22 protein-coding genes are annotated in these 22636 nt (G+C 63.4%); 18 read left to right on the top strand and 4 right to left on the bottom strand.

The genetic code is table 11. The features are described from left to right. Window positions 1-38: 38 nt before the first annotated feature. Window positions 39-272, bottom strand: a complete 234-nt coding sequence (locus tag D0550_RS30915; protein WP_116813048.1) for a hypothetical protein — start codon at window positions 270-272, stop codon at window positions 39-41. A gap of 205 nt (window positions 273-477) precedes the next feature. On the opposite strand from D0550_RS30915, the gene D0550_RS30910 reads away from it, so the two are divergent. Next, window positions 478-651, top strand: coding sequence for a DUF1328 domain-containing protein (locus D0550_RS30910; RefSeq protein WP_116813059.1), 174 nt, complete (start codon window positions 478-480; stop codon window positions 649-651). Window positions 652-739: 88 nt separating this feature from the next. Here the strand turns inward: D0550_RS30910 and D0550_RS30905 are convergent, their stop codons facing one another. Beyond that, entirely contained in the window at window positions 740-1510 is a 771-nt protein-coding gene (locus D0550_RS30905; protein WP_116813047.1) for a response regulator, read from the bottom strand. A gap of 190 nt (window positions 1511-1700) precedes the next feature. Between D0550_RS30905 and D0550_RS30900 the strand changes: the two genes are divergently transcribed. From D0550_RS30900 to D0550_RS30875, 6 genes are all read left to right on the top strand, one after another. Then, entirely contained in the window at window positions 1701-1886 is a 186-nt protein-coding gene (locus tag D0550_RS30900; RefSeq protein WP_153067435.1) for a NepR family anti-sigma factor, read from the top strand. Beyond that, window positions 1883-2482, top strand: coding sequence for a sigma-70 family RNA polymerase sigma factor (locus D0550_RS30895; protein ID WP_206606643.1), 600 nt, complete (start codon window positions 1883-1885; stop codon window positions 2480-2482). The genes D0550_RS30900 and D0550_RS30895 overlap by 4 nt, the downstream gene beginning before the upstream one ends. 34 nt (window positions 2483-2516) lie before the next feature. Beyond that, a complete protein-coding gene (locus D0550_RS30890) occupies window positions 2517-4406 on the top strand; it encodes a sensor histidine kinase (protein WP_116813044.1) in 1890 nt (629 codons plus the stop codon). Between the two features lie 86 nt (window positions 4407-4492). Continuing rightward, window positions 4493-5725, top strand: a complete 1233-nt coding sequence (locus D0550_RS30885; protein WP_116813043.1) for an MFS transporter — start codon at window positions 4493-4495, stop codon at window positions 5723-5725. A 49-nt stretch (window positions 5726-5774) separates the two neighbouring features. Next, on the top strand, window positions 5775-6881 hold the full coding sequence (locus D0550_RS30880; protein WP_116813042.1) for a PA0069 family radical SAM protein: 1107 nt from the start codon (window positions 5775-5777) through the stop codon (window positions 6879-6881). Between the two features lie 387 nt (window positions 6882-7268). Beyond that, a complete protein-coding gene (locus D0550_RS30875) occupies window positions 7269-8051 on the top strand; it encodes a hypothetical protein (RefSeq protein ID WP_116813041.1) in 783 nt (260 codons plus the stop codon). A 306-nt stretch (window positions 8052-8357) separates the two neighbouring features. Here the strand turns inward: D0550_RS30875 and D0550_RS35085 are convergent, their stop codons facing one another. Next, the gene (locus tag D0550_RS35085) at window positions 8358-8534 is read right to left on the bottom strand and encodes a hypothetical protein (protein ID WP_161966159.1); all 177 of its coding nucleotides are present in this window, start codon (window positions 8532-8534) and stop codon (window positions 8358-8360) included. A 356-nt stretch (window positions 8535-8890) separates the two neighbouring features. Between D0550_RS35085 and D0550_RS35080 the strand changes: the two genes are divergently transcribed. From D0550_RS35080 to D0550_RS30820, 11 genes are all read left to right on the top strand, one after another. Next, complete coding sequence (locus D0550_RS35080; RefSeq protein ID WP_161966158.1) at window positions 8891-9493, top strand: hypothetical protein; 603 nt, start codon at window positions 8891-8893, stop codon at window positions 9491-9493. Beyond that, window positions 9490-10011, top strand: a complete 522-nt coding sequence (locus D0550_RS30865; RefSeq protein ID WP_153067434.1) for a hypothetical protein — start codon at window positions 9490-9492, stop codon at window positions 10009-10011. The genes D0550_RS35080 and D0550_RS30865 overlap by 4 nt, the downstream gene beginning before the upstream one ends. Before the next feature lie 155 nt (window positions 10012-10166). Then, complete coding sequence (locus D0550_RS30860) at window positions 10167-11417, top strand: hypothetical protein (protein ID WP_116813039.1); 1251 nt, start codon at window positions 10167-10169, stop codon at window positions 11415-11417. A gap of 30 nt (window positions 11418-11447) precedes the next feature. Then, window positions 11448-13793 carry a serine/threonine-protein kinase gene (locus D0550_RS30855; protein ID WP_116813038.1) on the top strand — a complete coding sequence of 782 codons (2346 nt, stop codon included), beginning with the start codon at window positions 11448-11450 and terminating at the stop codon, window positions 13791-13793. After that, on the top strand, window positions 13790-16201 hold the full coding sequence (locus D0550_RS30850; RefSeq protein ID WP_116813037.1) for a PEGA domain-containing protein: 2412 nt from the start codon (window positions 13790-13792) through the stop codon (window positions 16199-16201). Before D0550_RS30855 ends, D0550_RS30850 begins: the two co-directional genes overlap by 4 nt. 27 nt (window positions 16202-16228) lie before the next feature. After that, window positions 16229-16546: a hypothetical protein gene (locus D0550_RS30845; protein WP_116813036.1), complete on the top strand. Its 318-nt coding sequence runs from the start codon at window positions 16229-16231 to the stop codon at window positions 16544-16546. A 17-nt stretch (window positions 16547-16563) separates the two neighbouring features. Next, window positions 16564-17394, top strand: coding sequence for a MotA/TolQ/ExbB proton channel family protein (locus D0550_RS30840; protein WP_116813035.1), 831 nt, complete (start codon window positions 16564-16566; stop codon window positions 17392-17394). Then, window positions 17394-18797: an FHA domain-containing protein gene (locus D0550_RS30835; protein ID WP_116813034.1), complete on the top strand. Its 1404-nt coding sequence runs from the start codon at window positions 17394-17396 to the stop codon at window positions 18795-18797. The genes D0550_RS30840 and D0550_RS30835 overlap by 1 nt, the downstream gene beginning before the upstream one ends. Then, a complete protein-coding gene (locus D0550_RS30830; protein ID WP_116813033.1) occupies window positions 18778-19872 on the top strand; it encodes a vWA domain-containing protein in 1095 nt (364 codons plus the stop codon). Before D0550_RS30835 ends, D0550_RS30830 begins: the two co-directional genes overlap by 20 nt. Then, entirely contained in the window at window positions 19869-20954 is a 1086-nt protein-coding gene (locus D0550_RS30825; protein ID WP_206606642.1) for a hypothetical protein, read from the top strand. The genes D0550_RS30830 and D0550_RS30825 overlap by 4 nt, the downstream gene beginning before the upstream one ends. 7 nt (window positions 20955-20961) lie before the next feature. Next, window positions 20962-21903, top strand: a complete 942-nt coding sequence (locus D0550_RS30820) for a hypothetical protein (RefSeq protein WP_116813032.1) — start codon at window positions 20962-20964, stop codon at window positions 21901-21903. Here D0550_RS30820 and D0550_RS30815 read toward each other — a convergent pair. Beyond that, the coding region (locus D0550_RS30815) for a TonB family protein (RefSeq protein WP_206606641.1) at window positions 21904-22636 on the bottom strand (733 nt) is incomplete at its 5' end.

Genomic DNA, 22636 nt, shown 5'->3' with positions numbered 1-22636 from the left:
CTGGCGCGCCGCAGGCCTGGTCCGCAAGCAACGATCGATTACTTCTCTTTCAGCTCGTCGACCGCATCTTCAGCGCCTTTGCGCGCGTCGTCGATGGCGTCGTCCACTTTGTTGGCCGTCGATTCCTCGCCACCGTTCTTGAGAGTGTCGATGGCTTCATCGACTTCTTCGCCGGCTTGTTCCACCGGACCTTTCTTTTCGCAGGCAGTCAGACCGACGCTCAGCGTGGCGGCGAGCAGTGCGGACCAAAGCAGCTTTGCAGTCATCTTCATAATGTTTCCTCCGCGGCCTGCAGGCCGCTGCTTCGTTTGTAATCAAGCAAGAAAGTCGTCAGAAAAACGTTTACGCATGGGGGAAGTTCCGGATTGTCGAGCCGGAACCGGACATAAGCTCACGCGTTGCGACACTGAAGCGGCACGCGATGCAAGGAGGACTTCGCGAGCTGGAGATTTCTCAACGAGGGGTATGGAGGTTCACATGTTGTCTTGGGCGCTGACGTTCTTTGTAGTCGCGATCATCGCCGCCGTGCTCGGTTTCACCAGCATTGCCGGCGCCGCGGCGGGTATTGCGAAGATTCTGTTCTTCATCTTCTTGGTGCTGACTCTGGTCGCATTGGTGGGTGGCGCATTGCGCGGCAAGCCTCCAGTCTGACGACCGTACATAAAAAAAAACGGGGCCCCTTGGGGCCCCATTTTTTTGAGGACGAATAGCAACGGGGCCGCAGCGGCCCCGTTGTTCATCACGCAAACAGCAATGCCTGACTGACCGCAACGCGCACTGTCTCGGGCACGAACGGTTTGGTCACCAGGAATGTAGGCTCGGGACGCTCGCCCGTCAGCAGACGCTCCGGATACGCGGTGATGAACACGATCGGCACATCCACTTCGCTCAGGATCTGCCGGACCGCATCGATGCCGGAGCTGCCGTCGGCGAGCTTGATGTCCGCCAGCACCAGGCCCGGCTCGGTCTTGCGCGCAGCGCGGACGGCTTCGTCGCGGGTCGTGGCGATCGCGGCGACGGTATGGCCCATCTCGCGCACGATGCTCTGCAGGTCCAGGGAAATGATGGGCTCGTCTTCGATGATCAGCACCTTGGTGCTCGGCTGGTTGGAAATCTCGCGCACCGCCTGGCTCACCATCTGCTTCACTTCCTCCTCATCGACGCTGAGGATGTTGGCGGCGTCGCTGATGTTGAAGCCTTCCATCGCGGTGAGCAGCAGGGCCTGGCGGCGGGCCGGCGTGAGCTCGCTCAGACGCCGTTCGACGCCATCGGCATCGCGTTTTGCCGAGGCGGCCGGCACTTCGATGTGCGCGCTGTTCCACAGCTTGTGGAACAAGCGGTACAGGCCAACCCTTGGGGACAGACGAGCATCCAGGACCGAAGTATCGGCAACAATCGCTTCCAGACATGCCCGGACATAAGCATCGCCACTTTTCTGCGTGCCGCACAGTGCGCGGGCATACCGGCGCAGATACGGCAGATGTTCGGCGATGGCGTGAGCTAAAGCCATGGAGACTCCTAAATACGGTTTCTTTGGCGGCGCGAAGCGGCGCTCTAGGAAGAATGCAGCAATACTATGTACGAACGGGGTGGAAGGTTCCTTACTCCCTGGAACTTTTTCACGGCACCAGGCGTTTCCTCCCCCACTGAAACCGACCCGCCGGCGTTGAGCCGCGCTACTACCTGAATCAGCCATGATCATGAGTGAGCAAACCAAGCCTGACGAGCCCGTCGAAGCACCGGCCGCGAGCGCGGCGACGGAGCAAGTGCCCGATTGGCTCGGTGCGCGCTTGAAGCGCATGTTCACCGACGTCATGGACGAGCCCGTGCCCGATGAGTTCAAACAGCTGTTGAAGCAGCTGGAAGACAAGGAGCGTGGCGCTTGAGCGGCGCACAGGGGGCGCCGCCCATGACCGGCCAGGACAAATTTCTCGAGCAGGTTACGGCATTGCTGCCGGCCCTGCGTGCGTTCGGACGTTCTTTGTGCGGTGATCCGGCTCGTGCCGACGATCTCGTGCAGGACACGGTGCTGAAGGCGTGGACCAACCGTGAGCAATTCCAGACGGGCAGCAATCTGAAGGCCTGGCTGTTCACCATTCTGCGCAATTGCTACTACTCTGAGCTGCGCCACAGGAAGTTCGAGATCGAGGATCCGGACGGCATCTGCGCATCGCAGATGGCGATCGCGCCGGATCACGATGCCAAGTTGCACCTGCGCGATTTGAACCGCGCGCTCCAGGAGTTGCCGGTGGATCAGCGCGAGGCGCTGGTGCTGGTGTGTGCGACGGGGCTGTCATACGAAGAAGCCGCAGACGTCTGCCAGGTCGCGGTGGGTACGATCAAGAGCCGCATTGCGCGTGCTCGCGATCGCCTGGTCGAGTTGCTGGGCGAGGATGCCACCCAGGTGACCGGGACTTTGCCCGCAGTGAACTCTCTCGGCGAGTCCAATATCGGCAACGAGCGGCGCTCGGGCGTGTCCTGAGCTCCGGGGATTTTTCGCTGCGGGGAGTCGCTGCTTGAAGAGCGCCAAGATCGCGCCGCGTTCCTGGTTTGGCCGCAACGCGGGCCTGCGCCCGCGCCTCGTCCTTATTGTGGGCATCGCCATGCTGGCGCCGGGTGCGCTCGCGGTCTTGCAGGCGATTTCCAGCTACAACAGCAGCATGCGCATCCTGGAGCAAAACCTCGCCCAGGCCGCGCAGCTGTCCGCGACCGAACAGGTCAACATGATCTCGGCCTCGCGCGAGATCCTCACGAGTCTGGCTGCCCAGCCCGACGTCCGTAGCCAGGGCCCGGCCTGCCGGCGCGCCTTGCAACGAGCCATCGCAGGATTGGATCAATACTCGGGCGCGGCGGTGGTCGATGCCAAAGGCGATTTCACCTGCGCATCGAGCCCGACTCGCAATAACGTCAACGTGGCCGACCGGCAGTGGTTCATCTCGGTGATGAGCGGCGATGGCTTCGTCATCAGCGACCTGGTCGTCAGCCGCTGGCTCGGCACCTGGGGCATTGTCACCGCGGTGCCATCGGTCGACGAGAACGGTGTCATTCAAGGGGCCGTGGCGCTGTTCATTGGCTTGGACTGGCTGACGCGCCGCTATCACTACGGCAACGAGACCGACGATACCGCTTTCGCCTTGCTCGACAGTCAGGGCGAGATCATCACCGGCGAAGCAGAGCGCTCGCCGACGCGTTCGCCACTGCCGGCGCGCGACATCGTGAACGAGCACCTGCGTGAGCACTTGCAAGGCGGTCAGACGCAGACCTTCCGCGCGCGTGGCCATGATGGAACGTGGCGGCTCTACGCCATCAGCCCGCTGCTTGGCGGCCGCATCTTCGTGATTCTCGGAACGCCGGTGCTGACTGCGATCGGCCCACTGGCGCTGCAGGTCGCATGGGGGGTGTTCACGCCGTTACTGATGTGGGCGCTGGCGATCGCGGTCGTCTGGTTCGGTATCGAGCATCTGGTCGTGCGCTGGATTACCTATCTCGAGCGCATCACGTCGGCGTATGCAGCGGGACGTCACAGTGTGCGTCCGGAGCGTGTCAGTGCCGCGCCGGCGGAAATTCGCAGTCTCGGCGAGACGTTCTCGCGCATGGCGGACCTGTTGTCGGCCCGCGAGAACGAGCTGCGCGACTCGCTCCAGCAAAAAGAAATCCTGGTGCGCGAGATTCATCACCGGGTGAAGAACAATCTGCAGCTGGTGATGAGCTTGCTGAATCTGCACGCGCGCCGTATTCGCGATCCGCGAGCAGAAGTTGCGTTCGCCGAAGCACGCAGTCGTATCAACGCACTGGCAACCTTGCACCGGCGCTTGTACGAATCCGAGAGCCTGCAGGAGATCGACCTGAAGTGGTTCCTGGAAGACCTGTGTGCGGAGCTGCGTCGCGGCGGCCTGTCCCGCGGGCGCAATGTCGAGCTGGCGGTCGACTCGCCGAGCGAAGTCATCGGCCCCGACGTGGCCGTGCCGCTGGGCTTGCTGGTGACCGAAGCGATCACCAACGCGTACAAGCATGCGTTCAATGAGCGCGAGGGCGGGCATATCGAGGTGCAGATCGTGCGCGAGTCGCCGGCGACGTTGCTGCTGACCATTCGCGATGACGGCACCGGCTTCGACATGGCCGCCAGCTCGCAGGATCACAGCGGCTTGGGTCGCTCGCTCATCGAGGCGTTCGTACGTCAGCTGCGAGGCGAGCTGGAAACGCGCGTCGATGACGGCACGGTCGTGCAGGTCAGATTTCCCGCTCCGACCAAGCCCACGGAGAAAAAGCATGGTGCCCACCATGCGCACCCTCAGCACAGCGGGCAGAATGTGTCCGGCATGACCCAGCCTGGCCCGGTGGCCGAGACGCCGCCCACGCCGCAGGCGCCGGCGCCGGCGCCGACCGAGCAAACCAAGCGGGCCTGACAAAAATCTAATCGCTCCGACCTGGGTCTTTGTGGGGCGTCCCAGTATCCTGGCGCGTCTGTAACGGCTTCCTCCCCCGGCACCGCATGACCAGTCCGAGCGCGCCCAGCGTGCTGCGCCACCCCAATGTTCTGCGCTTCATCGGCGGTCGCTTTCTTGCCTCGCTCGGCGCGCAGATCCAGGTCGTCGCGGTGGGCTGGCAGATGTACGACATCACCGGCGATCCGCTCGACCTGGGCTTGATCGGGCTGTCGCAGTTCATTCCGTTCGTCACGCTGATCCTGCCGGCCGGCCATGCCGCGGACAATTACAACCGCGCTCGCATCGTCACCACGTGCTATCTGACGAGTTCGGTCTGCGCGCTGGCGTTGCTGCTCATGACGCTGCACGGATTTCTATCCGCGTGGCCGATCTTTCTGGTCATGATGGTGCTGGGTGCCTCTCGCGCGTTCGCGATGCCGGGGGCGCAGTCGCTGTTGCCGAACCTGGTGCCGACCGACGCGTTCCGGCGTGCCGTCGCGTTGAACTCATCCTCTCAGCAAGTCGCGACGATCATTGGCCCCGCGGTCGGCGGCGTGCTCTACCTGGCGGGCCCGTCGGTCGTTTACGCGACCGTCATGACGCTGGCGTTGACCGCCGCGCTATTGATGTTTCAAGTGCGTGGCGCGAGTGAGCCGGCGAATGCCACGCGCGCGCCGTTGAGCTTGGAGGCGCTGCTGTCTGGACTGAAATTCGTACGCTCGCGGCCCGTGGTGTTGGGCGCGATCTCACTGGATCTGTTCGCAGTGATGCTCGGCGGCGCCACCGCGCTGATGCCGATGTTCGCCAGTGACATTCTTCACGTCGGTCCGACCGGGCTCGGTCTGTTACGAACCGCGCCGGGCATCGGTGCCGCTGCGTGCGGCTTGTTGCTGGCGTTGAGCCCGATCTCGCGGCACGTCGGACTGTGGATGTTCGGTGGTGTCGCGACGTTTGGGGTCGCGACCATCGTGTTCGGTCTCAGCACCAACTTCTATTTGTCCATGCTGGCATTGGTCGTGCTCGGTGCGTCCGACATGGTGAGCGTGTATGTGCGTCATCTGCTCGTGCAGCTGGACACGCCGGATTACATTCGCGGCCGCGTCAGCGCGGTCAGCTCGGTGTTCATCGGTGCGTCGAACGAGCTGGGCGATTTCGAATCCGGTGTGATGGCGAAGTGGTGGGGCGCCGTGCGCGCCGTAATCATCGGCGGCGTCGCGACGCTCGTGGTCACCGGCTTGTGGGCGCGATTCTTTCCAGTGCTGTGGAGCATGCAGCAGTTCCCCGAGCAGAAAAAATAGCGCGCCTGACGGCTTGCTCTCCTGGGTTTATATCCAGTACGATCCTGCCATGCCCAGCCCGATTCGCCCTGCTGTTCGCATTGGACGCGGCGCCGTGTCGAATCCTGCTGGGCGCTTTGAACCCACGCGCGTTGAAGTCGTGGACGATGGTTGGGCCAATGAAGCGACCAGTCTGGACGAGCAGTTGCCCCCGCTACAGACCACGGTGCAGCCGGAACCAGCGCGCTCCATCATCAGTCGCAACAAGTCGCCTGATATTCCCTTCGATCAGTCGATCAATCCCTATCGGGGCTGTGAGCACGGCTGCATCTATTGTTACGCGCGGCCGTCGCACGGCTACCTGAATCTGTCGCCAGGCCTCGATTTCGAGACCAAGCTGTTCTACAAGGCGGATGCCGCGCGGTTGCTGGAAGAAGAGCTGTCGGCGCGCAACTATCGCTGCTCGCCGATCACGATCGGCGCCAATACCGATCCTTATCAGCCCATCGAGCGCGAGTATCGGGTAACTCGCAGCATCATCGAAGTGCTGGCCAGGCGTCGGCATCCTTTCTCCATCATTACCAAGAGCGCCATGATCGAGCGGGATATCGACCTGCTCGCGCCGCTGGCCAGGGACAACCTGGTTTACACGCTGGTCAGCGTTACCACGCTCGACAACGACCTCAAGCGTACGCTCGAGCCGCGCACAGCCTCGCCGGCCGCGCGACTGCGAGCCATTCGCAGTTTGAGTGCCGCCGGAATACCCGTAGGTGTGATGGTGGCGCCCATCATTCCGGTACTCACTGACGCTGAGCTGGAAAAAATTATCGAGGCCGCGGCTGCCGCCGGCGCGCGCTCGGCCGGTTATGTACTACTGCGCTTACCGTACGAGCTGAAGGATTTATTTCGCGAATGGCTCGACCAGCACGAGCCGCTGAAGGCCAAGCACGTCTGGTCGAGACTGCATGACATGCGCGCCGGGCGAGACAATGACCCGCGCTGGGGCCATCGTCAGCGCGGTGAAGGGCAATACGCCGAATTATTGGCGCAGCGGTTCGCGGCGGCGTGCGCTCGATACGGCCTCAAACATCGCGAGAGATTTGTGCACAACACGACGTTGTTTGTTGCGGGCTCCACTGCAAGTAGCGGCGAGTCCCGGCAATTGTCGTTGCTTTGAAGCGCCGTCGCACGCTTACACGGCTGTCACTTTCGCGCTCACCGCTGCATTGGCCCAAGGGCCCATTTGACATTCGCGCCTCGACTCGCAAATCAAGCGCTCACGTGCTTGCGCGTTTTCCCGGCATTGACGTATGAATGGCTGGCGTATACTGAATCGTAAAGGTCGGCGCGACGCGACCGGTGAACCGGCGCAGGAGGCGAATCGGATCGCCGTAACTCAGCGAACGCTTCAGGACGGACTGTTCGAGACCTACGGAAGCTTGGATTAATTGTCTTCCCTGACTTCGGCAATGTGGCAACTGGTTGAAATGCTTCGTTGACCGAAGCCGCGGGGCGGAGGGATGGCAACAGATCCGAGCGTCCATGAACTCCCAGGAGAAGATCAATGAACTCTGGCGGCACTGTCTCGGCGCGTCTCGCGATGGCCATCGCGATGACGGGCACAACGCTCCTGATCAGCGGTTGCATGACTGCGAAGATCGAGGAGCTGCGTGAGGCGCCGACGCAAATCAGCTCGCAAGACGCGATCGTGTTGCTGGCCAAGCCGCATCTGGAAGGCACGGGCACGGAAGATAAATTTCTGGATTGCCTGGAGCGCGAGCTGGTCGGAGAAGCGGTCTCCGCTGGCGTTGCCCAGAGGCAACGCGGCGGCAAGGACTTCCAACCGCGCAGTAATCTGAGCAAGGGCCCCTTCCAGATTTACGCGGACCATTATTTCGTCGACGCATTGTATCCCTGGCTCGAGCCCAGCACCGCGCCCGCCAATGCGCAGGGCTTCACTGCATTTCTCGCGCGTCCCGGCGTTTCCGAGCGCGTCGCTGAGATGGGCGTGCGTTACATCGTGTGGGTCGACGGCGTGACGCAAAAGACCGATGGCGGCGGCAGCATCGCCTGCGCAGCCGGGCCGGGCGGCGCGGGCTGTCTGGGATTGGGTTGGTGGGAGAAGTCATCCGATTACGAAGCGACGGTCTGGGATCTGCGCCAGGGCATCAGTGCCGGCAGTCTCACCACCGACGTGAAAGGCACGTCGGTCATGATCGGCGCCATTGCTCCGATTCCGTTGATCGCACCGGTGCAGAGCACGGCGTGCAATCGGCTCGCCGGGCAATTGAAGTCGTTTTTGTTGGGCACGGGAGACGAGGAGACGGCGGCGGTGTCACGTAAGTGAACGGCCACGTCGAACCGAGCTCGTGTTTTCGCGCATTGATGTCGAGGCGGCACAGGCATCGAGCGTGCGCTGACCTCGACCGACATGGTCAGCGCGCGTTCAGCTGATCGGTCGCACAGTTCCTTTGGCGCCATGTGTCCTCATGTGCGCTTGGGGAATGCAAGGAGAGGACATGCAGAGTGAAGCCACCCGGATTCCGGCCACCGGGCCAAACGCGTCGCTGACGTCCAAGCGTCTGCTGACGATCGCCGTGCATTGTGTGCTGGTCAGCTCTGTGTCTGCCTTGCTCATGGGTGGTTGCGCCGGTCAGCAGCAATCCTCGTCTTCCTCCATGCCGTCGAGCATGCCGAGCGGTGGCTCGTCGGGATCCTCGGGCGGCTCATCCGGTTCTTCGGGATCGAGCGGCGGCGGTTCTTCCGGCGGCTCATCGAGCAGCATGCCCAGTGGCGGTTCGAGCGGTGGCAGCCGCTCCAGTGGCGGCATGCCTTCGTCTGGTGGATCCAGCGGTAGTGGCGGCGCGTCCTCTTCATCTTCTTCGAGCTCATCTCAGGGCGGCAGTCAGGGCTCCATGGGGGGCAGTCAGTCCGGTGGACAGAGTGGCGGCGGCTCGTCGGGCGGCAGCTCCGGCGGATCACAGAGTGGCGGCAGTCAGGGCGGTGGCTCGCAAGGCGGTTCGGCCGGCGGAGCTGGCGGCCAGTCAGGCGGTGCTGCGGGCGGCGCTTCAGGCTCGAGCGGCGGACAAAACGGCGGCGGTTCTTCCGGTCCGAATGTGACAGTCGGCACTTCGCTGCCTGGCGCGGGCTTGCCGTCGGTTGGATTGCCTTCGCCGAGTACTGGCGGTGCTGGCGGTCAACAAAGTGGTGGCTTGCCGAGCACTGACTCGGGCGGCGGCGGAAACAGCGGTGGTGGTGCAGCAGGCGGTGGCGGTTCGGCCGGCGCGCAAGATTCTTCGAGCGGCGGCACATCCGGCGGCGGCTCTCCAAGCGAAAGTGTCTTCAAAGGATCCAGCGGCGGCGGTGGCGCATCCGGCGGATCAGCCGGTGGCGGCGGTTCAGCGGGTGGTGCGGCTGGCGGCGGTGCCGCAGGCTCAGCCGGCTCGATGGGCGGCGGCGCAGCCGGAGGCATGCAAGGTGGCGGTGCAGCGGGTGGTGCTGGAGCGAATGCCGGCGGCATGCAAGGTGGAGGCGGTGCGCAGGGTGGTGGATCCGCTGGCGGCGCTGCGGGTGGCGGTGGAATGCAGGGCGGTGGTTCTCAGGGCGGCAATGGTGCCGCAGGTGGAGCCGGCGCAATGGGTGGCGGCGGCGCTGCAGGCGGCGGCGGAGGTTTTCCGTCGGCCGGGGGCGGAGCCGGCGGTGGCGGTGCCCAAGGCTCTCAAGGCGGTGGTGCTCAAGGTTCGCAAGGTGGCGGCGATGCCGGCGGTGGTGGCGGCGGCGGTCCGATGACCGGTGGCGAGCGCACCGCGCAAATCGATCGCAAGTTCGACGAATCATTCGGCATCTTCGACGGCCGCATGCGCGCCGAGCAGGCCACGATCGCTGGACAGCGCGGCAATGGTCGCGGCGGCTCCGGCGGTGGACAAGGCAACGGTGACAATGGCAACGGCCAGGGCGCTGGTGCTCAAGGTGGCGGCGGCGACGAAGGCAGTGGCGCTGGTGCGGGTCAAGGCAATGGTTCTGGCCAGGGCCGCAATGGTCAAGGTCAGGGACAAGGCCAAGATCAGGGTCAGCAGGGCCAGGGTCAAGGCCAGGGTCAGGGTGGCGGCCGGCAGGGCGGTGGCGGCGGCGTGGGCGGCGGTGCCGCCGGCGGCAGCGGTCCGAACACCGTACCGGCGGGTATTCCGGACGGCAGCGACGACGACATCGTCGCGCGTCAGTTGCGCGAAGCCGCAATGAACGAGGCCGATCCGGAGCTGCGCGAGAAACTCTGGCAGGAGTATCGCAATTATAAGAAGGGGGGCTAGTGTGCTGGGCAGGATGCCCGAATGGCGGGAGCGCAGGGATGCGCAGGACCGGCCCCTCTTCTCGATGAGCTAAGCAAAAACAAATACTGGCGGAACGATTGATCAGGTCAATGGGGCAGGTAAGGCAGCGACAAGAACGGCTCAGGTTGAAAGTTATGAAGCGCACGCTTGCTCTAATTTTCCTGTCGGTGGCCGCCCTGGGCGCGGCCGGATGTGTCACTCACGAGACTCGCCCGCAACAGCGAGTGAAGGCCATCCAGGCGGCAACCGAGATACCCGAGGCGCAGCTGCTCGACGTGGGCGTGCGCCTGTTCGAGGAGAACCTGCCCAAGGACGAGAAGAAGATGGAGCAAGAGCACATCTTCCCCGAGGTGCGCAAAGCCGAAGCGCGCTATCTGCCGATGCAGTTGCGTAACACGCTCGAAGGCACCGGCCAGTGGGGCCAGGTGCGCGTGATGCCGCAGGACGCCGATGCGCTCGACGTTTATGTTTCCGGCAAGATCATCGAATCGAGCGGTCAGGTGCTGCGCGCCGAGATCACCGTCGTCGACGCAACCGGCCGCCAATGGTTCAAGCGCGAGTACAACCAGCTCGCCGATACGCGCTCATATAAGGATCAGACCGGCAAGCCGCGCGATCCTTTCCAGAACATGTACAACACGCTGGCGAACGACATGCTCATGTATCGGCAGCAGATGACCGCCGCCGATCTGGAAAACGTGCGCCGGGTATCCGAGCTGCGCTTTGCTTCCGATCTCGCGCCATACGCCTTCAGCAATTACATGACCCAGGACAAGAAGGGCGTGAAGCAGGTCGTGCGCCTGCCTGCTGAAGACGATCCGATGTTGCAGCGAATGGATCGAATCCGTGAGCGCGACTACGCGCTGCTCGACACCATCAACGAGCACTACTCGCTGTTTGCGGAAAACATGTCCGAGCCGTACACCAACTGGCGCCGTTACAGCTACTCGGAGCTGGAAGCGAAGGACGAAGCGAAGCGCGCCTCCATCACTCGCAAGCTGCTCGGTGCGGCGGCGATCGTCGGCGGTCTCGTGGTGGGTGCCGAGGCAAACACATATGCCGGGCAGGCCGCCGCCACCGGCGCGATCTTTGGCGGCGCGTATGCGGTGAAGAGCGGCTTCGACAAGGGCGCGGAAGTGAAGCTGCACTCCGACTCGTTGAAGCAGCTGGGTGAATCGTTCCAGGCCGAAGTTCAGCCCATGGTGGTCGAGGTGGAAGGCCGCACGCTGCAGCTCAAGGGCACGGCCGAAGAGCAGTACACCGAATGGCGTCGCTTGCTCAAAGAGCTCTACGAAAACGAAACCGGCGTGCAGGTGCCCGTGACCCCGATACCGGAGGAAACGGCGTCGAAGTTGCCGGCTCCCAAGTCTCAGTCGGGCGGATAGCGCACCGCCCGGTCCAAGTACTCATCCGACATGCTGGAGCGCGGGCAGGCACTGTCTCGCAATCTCCTGCTGCTGCGACGACTCGGTAGCGGCGGCAGCGGCGAAGTCTGGCTCGCGCAAGAACGTGAACGCCGCGGCTCGGTCGCGGTCAAGATTCTGTCGGCGGAGTTGGTGCAGGACACCGCAACCTGCGCGGCTTTGCACGACGAATACGCGCGCGTCGCGGCGCTCGGCCATCGGAATATTCTGCGAGTCGAAGGACTGCAGCGGTCGGCGCAGCACGCGTGGATCGCGATGGATTACGCCGCGGGTGGCGATCTAACTCAGCTGCGGGGTCGCAGTGTCGACCAGATCCTGCGCGCGGCGATTCCGATCGCGTCGGCATTGGCGTCAGCGCATGCCGCGGGCATCGTCCATCGGGACTTGAAGCCCGCGAACGTTTTGTTGAGTGCCGATGGCGAGCCATTGCTGTCGGATTTCGGCGCACTCACGCGCGGCTCGCCGTTTAGTGCCAGCCCGCAGCAGCTTGCTGGTGCGCCGGTGAGTGTCGCCGACGATATGTATGGTTTTGGCGCGCTGCTCTACGAGTTATTGTCAGGCTATCCGCCGTTCTATCCGGACGCGGCGGCGGCGAGAGACGTAACACGAGAGCCGGCGCCGCCGTCGGTCCAGGTGCCAGCGGTCGTTGCGCAGTTGCTCGGAAGGCTGCTCGCACGACGCGCCGAGGACCGGCCTACGGACATGGGAAGTGTCGAGAGAGAATTGCGCGCGGCGCTTGCGAGTCTGCCGCCGCCTGCGATGATGAGCGATATGAACGAGCCTGCACCCATCAAGCCTGCCTCGGTAAAGATCGAGCCGCCCGGTTTGCGTCCGCCGCCGGGTCAGGGCGAGCCGTTGCGTGGCGAGTGGCAGCGCACGACTGGCCCGCGGATCAGCGCGGACGATTTGCGGCGTCAAGGTTTCCGACGCGGCTTGGGCGCGGCGCTGGTGGCGCTGGGTCTGGTTGCGGTCGCGGTAGTCTTCTTCGTGCTCCCCAAAGTGGTGGAACGCGAGCAGCCCGCGCAGCAAGCACCAGCTGTCGCAGCCGTTGCTCCTGCCAAGGTCGAAGAACAGCCGGCCGAGAAAAAGGCGCTCGATTTCGCGGCCCTGGCCAAGGCGAAGCAAGCCGCCGAAGAGCTCCGCGCCGCCATCGACGAGCGCCTGCAAAAACTCAATGCGCGTGCCGCCGCTCAGTGGGGCGGTGAAGAATTCAATCGCGCGAACTCATTGCTGGCAGCGGCCGATCAAGATGCGACCGCGCGCGAATACACCGCCGTGGAACAGAAGCTCAACGAGATCACGCCGTTGCTCGATATCGTCGAGAAACGTGCGCCGCAGGTGCTGGCGGAGCAATTGAAAGCGGGTGCCGAAGCATTGCAAGGAGGCCGTTCCGAAGATGCCAAGGGTGCGTTCGAGCTGGCGTTGAAGATCGAGCCGAACAATCAGGTCGCAACGCGTGGACTGAAGCGAGCGGGCACGCTCGATCAAGTGCTCGCTCTGTTGACGGCGGCGGAAGGTCAGGAGAAAGAAGGCAACGCTACCGCCGCGCTCGACAACTTCCACAAAGCACTGGCGCTGGATACGGAAGCGACGCGAGCGAGTGAAGGCATCGCGCGCATTACGTCGCGCCAGGCCGCCGATGCGTTCGCAAGCTCGATGGCGCGAGGTTACAGCGCGCTCGCCGCCGCAAATTATTCGCAGGCGCGCGAAGCGTTCGAAGCTGCGCGTCGTATTCGCCCCGATGCGCCCGAGATTCCGCAAGCGTTGCGGCAGATCGAGCAGGAGCAACGCACCGGTGTGATTGGCGTGAAGTTGCAGGAGGCACAGCAACTGGAGTCGCAGGAGAAATGGTCCGAAGCGCTCAAGGAATATCGCAGCGTGCTCGAGCTGGATTCGACCGTGGCGGCGGCGAACGACGGCGTCGCTCGCACGTCGCCTCGCGCAACTTTGAACGAGCAGCTGGAAATGTATCTCACGCAGCCCGAGCGCCTGTTCAGTCAGTCGGTGCGGGCGGTGGCCAAAGAAACATTGGCGCGCGCCTCGAACATTGCCAATCCCGGCCCGATCCTGAGCCGGCAGATCAAGACTTTGGGCGAATGGCTGGCACGTGCCGACGTGCCGGTGCCGGTCGCCCTGCGTTCGGACAACATCACACAAGTGACCATTTATCGCGTTGGTGTCCTCGGCGCGTTCGAGCAACGCTCTCTGGAGCTCGTTCCAGGCAGCTACACCGTGGTCGGCACCCGGCCCGGTTATCGCGACGTGCGACGGGAGATCAGCGTGGTGCCGGGAGCAGCGCCGGAACCGGTCGTGATTCGCTGCGAGGATAAGATTTGAGCGAGCTAATCGTTCGCGAGGCCCTGGGTGAGCGCCGCTTCACGGCCACGGATTTTCCGATCGCTGTAGGCGGGCAGGGCAGTGCCATCGTCATGGCGGGTCGCCCCGAGGGCGCGGAAGCGTACCTGGGATTGCACGAGGACCAGCTGTTCGTGCAGCCCGCCGATGGCGCCGAAGTGCTTCACAACGGCGTGCCGGTGCAGGGCTCCACGTGGCTGCGCAGCGGCGATGTCATCAACTTCGGCGCGGCGCGTCTGCGACTGCTCGCGCAACGTGACGCTCAGCGCATCGTCGAAGTCGACGACGGCAGCAGCGGCAATATCACAGCGCCGCCCATCATCGAGCCGTCCACCCGCCTGCAAGGAGGCGAAGGCGATGCCGAGCGCATCGATCCGCTGCAGTTTCGTCCCAGCGGTCCGACCAAGGCGGCGCCCAAGCTTTCGCTGGATCTGAAGAAGATCGTCGTTGGCATTGCCGCGGTGCTCGTGGCTGTCGTGCTCTGGTTTATTTTCACCGCGACTTCAGTGAGCGTGCGCACCGATCCCGCCGAGGCGAAGGTCGCGATCGAGGGCACACTGCCCGCGGTACATTTCGGCGGTCGCGTGCTGTTGCGACCGGGCGATTATTCGATCAAGGCCACCCAGGAAGGGTATGCGCCGGCGCAATTGCAGGCCAAGGTCAGCAATGAAAGCAACCAAACATTCGCACTGAAACTGCAGAAGCTGCCGGGCCGCGTGAATTTCGACGTGCCGTCGCAAGCTCGCATCACGGTCGATGGTAAAGAGCTCGGCGATGCGCCGGGCGAATTCACGCTGGCACCTGGCAAGCACACGGTCGGGATCACCGCTGCCCGTTATCAACCTTTCTCCGGTGAGCTCACCGTCGTTGGCGAAGGCAAGAGTCAAACATTCACGCCGCAGCTGGTGCCGGCGTGGGCCGAAGTCACTGTCAGCTCCGAGCCGGCGGGCGCAAAGGTGTTGGTGGACGGCGAAGAGCGCGGCGTCACGCCGCTCACGACTCAGATCCTCGCCGGCAATCATCCAGTCGAGCTGCGCATGGACGGGTTCAAATCCTGGACCACGGACGTGCAAGTCAAGGCGAACGAGCCGCTGAATCTCGGTCCGGTCCGGCTCGGCTTGCCGGATGGCAGGCTGGCATTGCGTTCCGAGCCTGCTGGCGCGAGCGTTTCGGTCGGCGGTGTGTATCGTGGACAGACGCCGGTGCAGCTGGAGCTGCGACCCGACATTTCACACAACGTCGTGCTGACCTTGCCGGGCTACGAAGCCTCGACGCGTGAGGTATCGCTGACAGCGGGTGAGAATCGCACGTTGTCGGTGCCGCTCACCGGCGTGTTCGGCGAAGTGACGCTTGCGGTACAACCCGCCGACGCGCAGGTCTTCATCGACGGCAAGCCCGCCGGCGCCGCGAATCAGAAGTTGCGATTGGTTTCGACCACGCACGAGATCGAGATTCGCAAGACCGGTTTCGTCACTTACAAGACCAGCATCACGCCACGGCCTGGCGTGTCGCAGAAGATCGAGACTACGCTGCTCACGCCCGAGCAGACCAAGCTGGCCGCCACGCCCGCCAACATTCGCAGCAAGGCGGACCTGTCGTTGAAGCTGATGCCGATGGGCTCTTTCACCATGGGCAGCCCGCGTCGTGAGCCGGGCCGTCGCGCCAACGAGGCGCAGCGTGACGTGCAGTTCAAGCGGCCGTTCTACATGGGGGTGAGTGAAGTCACCAACGGCCAGTTCCGCAAGTTCAAGTCCGAGCACCGCTCCGGCATCATCGGTCAGCACACGCTCGATCTGGACAATCAACCGGTGGTGGGCGTGACGTGGCAGGACGCGGCGTTGTTCTGCAACTGGCTGTCGCAGCAGGACGGGCTGCCACCGGCATACCAAGACAAGAATGGCCGGATGGTCGCCGTGCAGCCGCTGACGACGGGCTATCGGTTGCCCACCGACGCCGAATGGGAATGGGTCGCGCGCTACGAGGGTGGTGGCAAGTTCCGGCGTTATCCCTGGGGCGATTCGCTGCCGGTGACGCCGAGGTCGGGAAATTACGCCGACGTGACGGCACGATTGATCGTTCAGGATGTCATTCCGGACTACGACGACGGCTTCGCCGCCTCGGCGCCGACCGGCAAATTTCCAGCCAATACTCTGGGTCTGTTGGATATCGGCGGCAACGTCGCCGAATGGGTGCATGACTACTACACTGTCAGTCCGGATAGCGGCGGCGTCGCGGTCGATCCGACCGGTCCGGCCGACGGCAAGCAGCATGTGATTCGGGGCTCCAGCTGGAGACAGTCGAGCGTTACGGACCTGCGTCTGTCGGCGCGCGATTTTGGCGACAGTCAACGTAACGATGTGGGCTTCCGCGTGGCCCGATATGCAGAGTAAGAACGCAGCTTGAGGTGAGGGCAATATATGAAAGCGCTACGACTGTTGATCCTTTTGGCTGCGTCCTGCGCAACCAGCACGGTCACCTGGGCTGCCGAGCCGGCGCCCGCCAAACCGGCGACCCCAGCGGCGCCGCAAGCTTCGGGCGAATCCGCGGCAGCGAAAAGTAACGAACAATCTCAGGCTCAGCAGAATGCCAAGACAGAGGATGAGGAGGCCGCGCCGGAGCAGAAGGCGCCGCCCCCAAAGTCCAGAGCCGCCGGTAAAGGCGGCTCGCCCGAGCGCTTCGTGCCGTCGGAACAGGTTCGCGCCGACTTCGACGTGTCGTTCCCCATCGATATTTGATTCGACAGGACTGCACCATGGTTACCGCCGCCGCATCGGCTCGTCCCACCCGTCCGGTCGCCTATCCGAGCGAGTTCTTCGTGACGCTGGTTGCGCTGATCGCGACCATCGTGGTCGTGCACGCGCTGTATGTGTCCTGGGTCCGTCCCAATGGCGACGAGATCGTCGCGCAAGAGCAGGCGCGCCTGAAGGCCGACAAGGACTACGTGCCGCAGCGCTCGTTCTTCCTGGTGATCAACGCCCCCGAGCAGGAAGTCGAGATCATTCACTTCATCTGGGCGTTGCTCATCCTCGGCTACAAGGCGGTCTTGGTTCGTCGCGAGCGCAAGCTGCTCGAGCGTGAGCTGATCCACGTGCCCGAGGGCATCAAGGTCTTGCCCGAGGATGCGAAGGACTACGCGCGTCAGTTGGAGGCGTTGCCGGCCGAGGAGAAATCCTCGCTCGTAGTACGCGCGTTACAGCGCACGCTCGATCGGTTCTCTGCGACGCGCAGCATCCGCGACTCCGCCGAAACGTCGAAGTCGGTGTGCGATTCCGAAGCGGATCGACTCGACTCGGGCCTGGCGATGATTCGTTACATCGCCTGGGCCATCCCGGCCATCGGCTTCATCGGCACCGTGCGTCACATCGGCGACGCGCTGTTGCAAGCCCATAAGGCGGTCACCGGCGACATCACCGGCGTGACCTCGGGCCTGGGTATCGCGTTCAACGCCACGTTCGTGGCGCTGTTGCTGACCCTGATCCTCATGTTCTTCCTACATCAGTTGCAGCAGTCGCAGGAGCAGTTCGTGCATGACACCGATCACTGGATCGACCAGCACCTGATCCGGCACATGCAGGTGAGGTAGTGCTAGCTCTGGAGCTCATCGACGCCGCACTGGTCGTCGCCCGCAAGCAAGGCGAGAGCGTGGACGTCATTGCTGACGCGCCCGGTGTCGCGTTGCTGGAAGATCAATCGACAGTCACAGGCTTGGATGCACTGCGACGGCTGCGAGTGAAGCCGCTGCTGGCGCATACGAATTTCTGGCGTGGCTTGAGCACGCAGACGCTGACGCGCCCGTCACGAGTGGCGAGCACGACCGCCGACGTGGCATTCGCGCAGGCCGAGACTTTGCTCGGTCGCTTCAAGCAGGACAATGAAGGCGTGCTGCTGGCGGTGCCGGCAGGTTACAACCGCGAGCAATTGGGGTTGCTGCTCGGTGTGATCAACGAGACCGGCGTGCGTGTTGCAGGCATCGTCGACGCCGCGCTCGCCGCGTGCAGTCTGGAACCCGCGCCGGCGCGAGTGCTGCATCTCGATCTCGAATTGCATCAAGCGCTGCTCACCGTGCTCGAATACTCGGGCGGTGAATATCCCGGTCTGAAGCGCAGCCGCTACGAGATCGCCGTGCGCCACGGCTTGCTGGGCATTCAGCAAACCCTGGCGCAGTTCATTGCCGAGAACTTCGTTCGCAAAACCCGCTTCGATCCGCTGCACGAAGCCGGCAGCGAGCAGCGACTGATCGATCAGTTGCCGGCCTGGCTGAGCGAATTGCAGCAGGCTGAAGCGATCACGCTGTCGTTTCAATTTGGCGAGCGGGAATTGCAGCTGGAGATGGACCGGGCGCAACTCATTGCTGCTGCCGAGCCTCACTATCTCGAACTGTTGCGTCTCGTGCAGGGCGCGCGCGTCGCCGGCATGCCCATCGAGTTGCGAGTGTCGCAGCGAGTCGCGTCGCTGCCGGGCTTGCTCGATCGGCTGCGATCGCTGCGTGATTGCACCATCCAAGTATTGCCGCCTGCAGCCGCCGCATGGGGCGCGCTCCAATATGAAACGAGCATCCGGCGCGGCCCGGACTCGCTGGCTCTCATCTTTCAACTGCCGGTGCCGCGCGCCGACACGGGCGAAGAGCAATCGTCGGATCTCGACGCGACGCCGCCACAGCTGCGGCCCACCCATGTTTTATTTCAAGGCCGTGCCTGGAGCATCACCGAGCAGCCGCTGACCATCGGCTGGGCGGTCGATGCCGGCAAACGCGCGCTGACATTGCCGAACGCACTGCCGGGCGTATCGCGCGCCCACTGCACGGTCGTGCGGCGTAATGGCGCAGTCATGGTCGAAGATCACAGTACCTACGGCTCTTTCGTCAACGATGAAAAAGTCTCCGGGCGAACTGCGCTCACGGTCGGCGATCGGCTGCGCTTGGGCTCACCGGGTATCACGCTGGAGATGATTCAACTGGTGAACGACGATGGCGCGCCGCAAGACTGAAGTCTTCAGCATGTCGTTCCTCGATTGCATCACGTGTGCATTCGGGTCGGTCGTGCTCGTCTATACGTTGATCAATGCGCAAGGCGGTCTGCGCGCGCAGACCATGGATCAGGATCAGCGCGCCGAAGTCTCCAAGCTGGAAGAGCAGGTGCTGGAGGGTTATCAGAAGCTGGTGGTGCTGCGCAACTCGCTGATCGAGACCGACCAGGAGTCGGTGCGCACCGAAGGCATGGGCACCCGCGTGCTGGAAGAGACCGAGCGCCTCAAGGTCGAGCTGGCCGATTCCACCAAGGAAACATTGTCGCGCCGTGAAGCCATCGAACGGCTCAAGGCCGATTTGAAATCGCTCGAAGAAGGCAATCGCCGCCTGGAAGGCGCGAGCAAAGATACGAGCGCGACCGGCACGCGCGTGCGTGGCTTCGTCGGGCAGGGCGATCGTCAATATCTGACCGGCTTGAAGGTCGGCGGCGAGCGCATCCTGCTGCTGGTCGACGTGTCTGCCAGCATGCTGGACGAAACCGTCGTCAACATCCTGCGTATGCGCAACATGCCGGACTCCAAAAAGCTGATGTCACAGAAGTGGCGTCGCACGGTGTCGACGGTGGAGTGGCTGGCGGCGCAGATGCCGTTGGAAGGTCAGTTCCAGCTCTACGCGTTCAACACCAAAACCTATCCGCTGGTGGACGGCTCGGAAGGCAAGTGGCTCAAGACCAATGACCCGAACGCGCTCACCGATGCGCTCGAGAGACTGCGCAAGACCGTGCCGGCCGACGGCACCAGCATCGAGAACGCCTTCATCGCGTTGAACGCGCTCAACCCGAAGCCGGACAACGTCATCATGGTCACCGATGGCTTGCCGACGCAGGGCGCGTCCGCGCCGCTGATTCGCAAGACCATCGACGGCGACGCGCGGCTGAAGTTGTTCGAGCGCGCGTTCGCGAAGTATCCGCGCAGCGTGCCTTTCAACGTCATCTTGATGCCGATGGAAGGCGATCCGATGGCGCCGAGTGCGTTCTGGGTCGCCGCGCGCGATACCGGCGGCTCCTTCATGAGCCCGTCCAAGGACTGGCCATGAGCAAGCGCGCGCGTCGCGAGACGGAAATCTTCAGCATCTCGTTCCTGGACTGCATCTGCTGCGGGCTGGGCTCGGTGGTGCTGCTACTGGTGTTGAGCAATATCCGGACGCCGAGCATCGAGCAGTCCGAGGACGATATGCAGGAACAATTGCTCAGTCTGCAGGACGAGCTGATCGAGATCGAAGGTCAGGCCGATATCCTGAATCGCGATTTGAAAACGAAGCAGGAACAGTTATCGGATGAGAAACGTCGTATCGCACGCCTGCAGGGCGATCTGAGCGACGTCAAAGGTCAGTTCAATGCCTCCAAGCAGGAGGCCGATGTCGCCAATCAGCTCGAAGGCCGGCTGGCTTCCGCGCAGCAGACGCTGACCGACGAAATGAAACGTCTGCTCGGCGCCGGCTTCCGTCGCAAGAAGGACGATGCGATCGGCGGAATTCCGGTAGACAGCGAATACATCATCTTCATCATCGATACCTCGGGCTCCATGTTCAATTACGTGTGGCCGATGATGCTGGAGAAGGTCGAGGAGACCCTCAACGTGTATCCGGCGCTGAAGGGCTTCCAGGTGATGAGCGACGAAGGCACGTACATGTTCAGCGGTTATCGCGGCAAGTGGATCCCAGACACGCCGGCGCAGCGGCGCACGGTGATCGAGCGGCTGCGCACCTGGAACGTGTTCTCCAACTCCAGTCCCATCGAAGGCATCGTCGAGGCGATCCGCACGTATCACTCCAAGGACAAGAAGATCAGCCTGTACGTATTTGGGGACGAGTTCACCGGCTCATCCATCGACTCGGTGGTCAAGGGCGTGGATATCATCAATCGTGAGGATGAGACCGGCGAGCGCCGCGTGCGCATTCACGGTATCGGTTTCCCGGTGCGGCCCGATGCGCCGCAGTACACCAGCATCCGCTTCGCGACGCTGATGCGGATCCTTTGTCAACGCAATGGCGGGTCGTTCGTCGGCCTGCAGGATCCGCCGCGCGGCGGTCCGCGATTTCGGATCGGAGACAATGCGACCCCTGGGCCCACTGGCGAGACGGTCGCTCAGGCCTTAGCTTCGGACCCTTCGCCTTGAGGTCATCGTGAAAGACTTTCGCCTGCTGTCTCGCCCGAGCTCATGGCTGCAATCACGCCGGCGGCAGCTCGTGGCCGCGGCCGCGTGCGGTCTGAGTACCGCGATGGTGTTGCTGGCGGGCTGTGGCCCCGTGAAGCTGATCGCGAGCACCAACATTCCGCCGCCGCTGGTGGTGAAGATTCCGATTGGCGTCGCGTTGTTCGTGCCGGCCGAGTTCGCGACCTACGTTCACAAAGAAGAACGCTGGAGCACCAAGTGGCATGTCGAGCTCGGCAAAGCGCAGGCCGACGGCATCACACGACTGATGAACGCGATGTTCGAACGAGTGGTGCCGGTGGATAGCGTCAATGCGGGCACGCAGGTGCCGGGCGGCGTTGCCGCGATTCTCGAGCCCAGCATCGAGGAATATGCATTCGTCACGCCGCGTGACGCTGGCTCGCCGTTCTATGCAGTGAGCATCAAGTATCGCGTGAATGTTTATTTGCCCGACGGCAAGCTCGCCGATTCGTGGGGCTTCACGGGGTATGGCACGTCACCCTCGCAGGGCTTGTCGAGCGAAGCGCCGTTGTCGGCCGCCACTGCGCTGGCGATGCGAGATGCGGGAGCGAAGCTCGCTGTGGAATTCCGTGAGCAAGCGGTGATGCGAGGATTGTTGCCAGAGTCGGCGACCGCCGATACACCGGTGGCTCCCGCAACTCCCACTGCGCCGGGCGCGGCGCCCACGGCAGCGCCGGCCGTTTCTACCGCTCCCGCGCCGACAGAAAAGAAAACCGTGGTGCCTGTTCCCGCTCTGCCACCGCCGCCCGCCAAGGATCCGAAGGGTTCGGCAGCGACGGCTCCGCAAGAGGATGACGACGATTCCAAGCAGCCGGAACAGGACAACAAGGACGACGGCAAGCCGCCCGAGCCCGAACAGCTCGGACTGGCGCCAGTGTTGTCACGGGCTTGATCAGGACTTGCTGTCGTCGTCTTCCTGCTTGCGAACCTTGAACACTTCGCGGTTGACGACGCCCTGAGTGTCCACCGGCTCGCCATTGACGAACTTCGGCCGATAGCGGGACGCGCGGATCGCTTCCAGTGCCTCGGAAGCCTGACGTTGCGTGCCATTCTGTTCGACGACTTTCGCATCCTGCACGTCGCCCGACCCGGTGACGGTGAACTCGACCGACACGAATTTTTCCTCGCTCTGCGCCGGTGACAGCTGACGATTGCGCATCGCCAGCGGCGGCATTGGATAGTAGATCCGCACCGGAAAACTCAACGGCGCCACCGCCATTTCGGTCGCGACGTGCTCGCTCTTCGCCACTAGCGCAGCGGCGCGCCGATAGTAGGTGAGTGCCTTCTCGGGCTGATGTTTCACCTGATACCAGTCGCCGAACTGGATCAACGTGTCGGTCAATACGGCCGGCGACGTGTCGGTCTGCGCATCGAGAATCGCCAGCGCGCGCTGCAATGCCCGTTCGCCATCGCTGCTGAGGTATCTGGGATTGATGCCTTTGGGCTCCAGCTGGGTGGCATCCATCTGACTGCGGGAATCCAGCGGCTGATAGCCCTGGGCAACGAAATAAACCGCCTGCAGGTAACTGCGCGCCAGGCTGCGCAGCGGCAGCACCAGTGCCGGATCGGTCTTGCCGAGCTTTTTCTCGATGATCTGCACCTGTCTCTTATACACATCTGACGCT

The sequence above is a fragment of the Steroidobacter cummioxidans genome (assembly GCF_003104955.1).
This window is presented reverse-complemented; position numbering and strand designations above follow the sequence as displayed.

What these genes read in the sequence shown, in the direction of transcription:
- D0550_RS35085 (WP_161966159.1), bottom strand. Translation starts at nt 8,534, where the DNA reads ATGCCGCCACTGGAGCGGCTGCCACCGCTCGAACCGCCACTGGGCATG.
- D0550_RS30910 (WP_116813059.1), top strand. Translation starts at nt 478, where the DNA reads ATGTTGTCTTGGGCGCTGACGTTCTTTGTAGTCGCGATCATCGCCGCC.
- D0550_RS30845 (WP_116813036.1), top strand. Translation starts at nt 16,229, where the DNA reads ATGAAAGCGCTACGACTGTTGATCCTTTTGGCTGCGTCCTGCGCAACC.
- D0550_RS30880 (WP_116813042.1), top strand. Translation starts at nt 5,775, where the DNA reads ATGCCCAGCCCGATTCGCCCTGCTGTTCGCATTGGACGCGGCGCCGTG.
- D0550_RS30855 (WP_116813038.1), top strand. Translation starts at nt 11,448, where the DNA reads ATGCTGGAGCGCGGGCAGGCACTGTCTCGCAATCTCCTGCTGCTGCGA.
- D0550_RS30830 (WP_116813033.1), top strand. Translation starts at nt 18,778, where the DNA reads ATGGCGCGCCGCAAGACTGAAGTCTTCAGCATGTCGTTCCTCGATTGC.
- D0550_RS30900 (WP_153067435.1), top strand. Translation starts at nt 1,701, where the DNA reads ATGAGTGAGCAAACCAAGCCTGACGAGCCCGTCGAAGCACCGGCCGCG.
- D0550_RS30875 (WP_116813041.1), top strand. Translation starts at nt 7,269, where the DNA reads ATGAACTCTGGCGGCACTGTCTCGGCGCGTCTCGCGATGGCCATCGCG.
- D0550_RS30860 (WP_116813039.1), top strand. Translation starts at nt 10,167, where the DNA reads ATGAAGCGCACGCTTGCTCTAATTTTCCTGTCGGTGGCCGCCCTGGGC.
- D0550_RS30865 (WP_153067434.1), top strand. Translation starts at nt 9,490, where the DNA reads ATGACCGGTGGCGAGCGCACCGCGCAAATCGATCGCAAGTTCGACGAA.
- D0550_RS30885 (WP_116813043.1), top strand. Translation starts at nt 4,493, where the DNA reads ATGACCAGTCCGAGCGCGCCCAGCGTGCTGCGCCACCCCAATGTTCTG.
- D0550_RS30915 (WP_116813048.1), bottom strand. Translation starts at nt 272, where the DNA reads ATGAAGATGACTGCAAAGCTGCTTTGGTCCGCACTGCTCGCCGCCACG.
- D0550_RS30905 (WP_116813047.1), bottom strand. Translation starts at nt 1,510, where the DNA reads ATGGCTTTAGCTCACGCCATCGCCGAACATCTGCCGTATCTGCGCCGG.
- D0550_RS30825 (WP_206606642.1), top strand. Translation starts at nt 19,869, where the DNA reads ATGAGCAAGCGCGCGCGTCGCGAGACGGAAATCTTCAGCATCTCGTTC.
- D0550_RS30840 (WP_116813035.1), top strand. Translation starts at nt 16,564, where the DNA reads ATGGTTACCGCCGCCGCATCGGCTCGTCCCACCCGTCCGGTCGCCTAT.